4 protein-coding genes are annotated in these 3,270 nt (G+C 69.9%); all 4 read right to left on the reverse strand.

The window, feature by feature from the left end; genetic code table 11:
• Positions 1–623 (reverse strand): UDP-N-acetylmuramoyl-tripeptide--D-alanyl-D-alanine ligase (locus ACWEBX_RS38390; RefSeq protein WP_451889352.1); only part of this gene is annotated, 623 nt, incomplete at its 3' end.
• Positions 620–1,144 (reverse strand): hypothetical protein, encoded by a 525-nt coding sequence (locus tag ACWEBX_RS38395; RefSeq protein ID WP_451889353.1) that lies wholly within the window; start codon positions 1,142–1,144, stop codon positions 620–622. The genes ACWEBX_RS38395 and ACWEBX_RS38390, both read right to left, overlap by 4 nt.
• A gap of 47 nt (positions 1,145–1,191) precedes the next feature.
• On the reverse strand, positions 1,192–2,277 hold the full coding sequence (locus tag ACWEBX_RS38400) for a D-alanine--D-alanine ligase family protein (RefSeq protein WP_451889354.1): 1,086 nt from the start codon (positions 2,275–2,277) through the stop codon (positions 1,192–1,194).
• Positions 2,274–3,092 (reverse strand): diaminopimelate epimerase, encoded by an 819-nt coding sequence (gene dapF, locus ACWEBX_RS38405; RefSeq protein WP_451889355.1) that lies wholly within the window; start codon positions 3,090–3,092, stop codon positions 2,274–2,276. Before dapF ends, ACWEBX_RS38400 begins: the two co-directional genes overlap by 4 nt.
• Positions 3,093–3,270 lie beyond the last annotated feature (178 nt).

Raw genomic sequence — 3,270 nt, forward strand, 5'->3', positions numbered from 1 at the left:
ACCAGCTCCGCCTTGGCTGTCGCGATGGCTTCCCGGCTGCCGAACTCTCCGACGTGGGCGGAGCCGACGTTGAGGACGACGCCGATCTGTGGCGGGGTCAGTGACGCCAGATACGCGATGTCGCCGCGGTGGCGGGCGCCCATCTCCAGGACCAGGTAGCGGGTGGATTCGTCGGCGCGCATCACGGTCAGCGGCAGGCCGATCTCGGTGTTGAACGAGCCGGGTGTGGCGACGGTCTCCCCGTGACGGCTGAGGACCTGGGCCAGGAGGTCTTTGGTGCTCGTCTTCCCGGCCGAGCCGGTCAGGGCGATGATCTGCGTGCCGGTGCGGGTCAGGACGTGCTGAGCGAGACGGCCGAGGGCGGCGGTGACGTCGGGGACGACGATCGCGGGGACGCCGACCGGGCGGGTGGCCAGCACGCAGGAGGCGCCGGTGGCGACCGCCCGGTCGACGAAGTCGTGGCCGTCCACGCGGGCGCCGGCGACCGCGACGAACATGCCGCCGGGGCCGACCTCGCGGGAGTCGCTGGCGCTGCGGCCCGTGATGCGCATCTGCGGGTCCGGGGCGTCGTGGAGGGTGCCGCCGGTGGCGTCGGCGATCTCGGTGAGCGTCAGGGTGATCACTGGGCGGTCCTTCCCGCGAGGGGGGCGAAGGTGATGGCGCGTCCGGTGTAGGAGGCGGCCAGGCGGCTGAGGGGCACCCGGTCGTGGGTCTGCCCCCAGGCGGAGGGGTCACGCAGGAGGATGTCCGGGTCGGGGCCGTCCGTGTAGCCGCGGGCGATGACCAGGTGGCCGCCCTTGCGGCCGTCGTCGGGGAACTGCTCGGTGACCGAGATGATCACGGGTGCGTGGTGCAGAGCGCCGGTCAGGTCTGCGGCTGCGATGGGCTCCGCGCGGCCGGGAATCCCGAAGCCGGTGGCCAGGTTGGCGATGCCGGCGTGGAGCCAGCCCTTCTCCGTCAGGATCTCGTGCTTGACGCCGAGCTTGAGCAGCTCGGTCACCGAGGGGGCTTGAAGTTCGTAGGCGAGCAGGATCATCCGTAGGTCTGCCATGCCGCACGCCCGGTTGGACCACTCCATCCGGTCCCCCAGTGACCATCCTCCGTGGAGGTCCCATTCGGTGGGATCGACGAGCTGACGGACCATGGGCACATCGTGGGCGTGGGGCACAGCAGCGGACTCCTGAGATCGCGTCAGACAGCGGTCTCCCGCACGGTCGTTGACGCGTTCAGTACGGGAACGGGCAGGGGCCCATCGTATGGGGGGCGGGTCAGCGCTTCGTGGAGAAAGGCGCGCACGACATCGGTGTGGCTCAGGCCGCACAGGGCGGCCCCCGTGGCGAAGTTCGACTCCCGCGACATGCCCGGAGTCGTGTTCACCTCCAGCGCGGTCACCGTCCTGTCGCTGACCATGAAGTCGACGCGGGCCGCGCCGCGGCAGCCCAGCCCCTCCCACAGGGTCCGCGCGTGACCGGTCAGCGCGTCCAGCACCTGCGCGGGGAAGTCGGCCAGGGCGACGGACACGGTTCCCTCGCCGGTGGCGTCGAGCTTGGATGCGGCGTCGTAGAACTCGCCGTCGTGGACCTTGGTGGCCAGCGGAGGGAACACCAGGACCCCGCCGGGCATCTGGAGCAGGCCGACCGTGACGGGCACGCCGGTGACGTATTCCTCGATCAGGACCGGGGAGGGATCCGTTTCCCAGGCGCGTTCGAGAGCGGGGACGAGCCCGGTTTCGTCGCGGACCAGGCTCATGCCGACGCTGGAGCCGCCGAGCGTCGGTTTGACCATCACCGGACGGCCCTCCCACCGGGCCGGGACACCCGGCCTCCATACCTGCGAGGCAGGGGTGGGGACGCTCAGGCTCTCCATGGCCCGCTTGCACAGGATCTTGTCAGCGGCGACGGCCGAGGCGGCGACCCCGCTGCCGCAGTACGGCATGCGCAGATAGTCCAGCAGCCCCTGGAGACGGCCGTCCTCTCCGTAGGGGCCGTGCAGGTTCGACAAGGCCACGTCGAAGGTGAGGAGGTCGCGGAGGAATCCAGGGTCGCACGGGTCGAGGATTGTGAAGGTGGCGCCGATCTCGATGAGGGACTCCGCCAGCGCGGTGACCGACATCTGCCTGGTGGGGCTCTCGGAGATGTAGAGCCGGTCCTCGGCGGATAACCCGCCGTAGATCAACGCCACGTCCAGTGGTTCCGGACCGCCGTGCTGGCAGGTCCGCAGCACCTGGGCCTCACGGCGGATCGCCGCGGCGTCGAGGGCGCCGATGAACGTGTTCATGCGAGTTCTCCTTGGTAGGTCTGGGTCACCGGGCCGCCGATCCAGAAGGCCTTTCCACGGCGCTGGGCGTGCGGGCGCACCATCAGGGGCGTCCCGGAATGGTTGTGGACGGTGACCTGCTTGTCCGCGACGAGCCCGCGCATCGCGGCGATCACCACGGCGGCGACGGCTCCGCTGCCGCACGACAGCGTCTCCGCCTCCACGCCCCGCTCGTAGGTGCGGATCTTCAGTTCCTGAGAGCCCGCGGCCTGGACGAAGTTGACGTTCGTTCCCAGCGGCGCGAGGTCGAGATGGTTGCGGACCAGCCGGCCGTAGACCACGGCGTCGATGTCATCCACGTCCGGTACGACCGCGACCACGTGCTCGGTGCCGGTGTGTACGGAGTCGAACCAGATGGGGCGTCCGTCCAGTACGACCTGGACGCGGCGGGGTTCGACGGGGCCGACGTCGGCCGTCACCCACACCCCGTCATCCCGCACCAGCGCTTGGTGTTCTACACCGGCCATGACCAGGCTCATGTCCTTCACCGCGACGCCGGAGTCCCTGGCCGTGCACCAGGCGGCGCATCTGAGGGCGTTGCCGCACATGGTGGCGACGGAGCCATCCGCGTTGAAGCAGGCGACCCCCCGCAGATCAGGGCCGAGCGGGGCACTGATGACCAGACCGTCGGCGCCGATGCCGGTACGCCGGGCGCACAGACGTCTGGCCGTATCGGCCCAGTCCTTGTCCAGATCTTCGGCGGTGCCGGTGATGAGAGCGAAGTCGTTCCCGGCTCCATGGACCTTCCGAAATTTCAGTACGCACTGTTCGGACACGTCGTCCTTCCTCCTTTGGGCAGGCGGGTGGGTTCATGCACCTGGTGAGCGGTGAGCGGTGAGCGGTGAGCGGTGAGCGGGCGCGGTTGCCGCAACGGCGCCGGCATGAAGCAGGGCGACAACGTGCTCATCTGGGGCGCGAGCGGTGGACTCGGCTCGTACGCCACGCAGTTCGCGC

This window comes from Streptomyces sp. NPDC005070 (genome assembly GCF_053600395.1).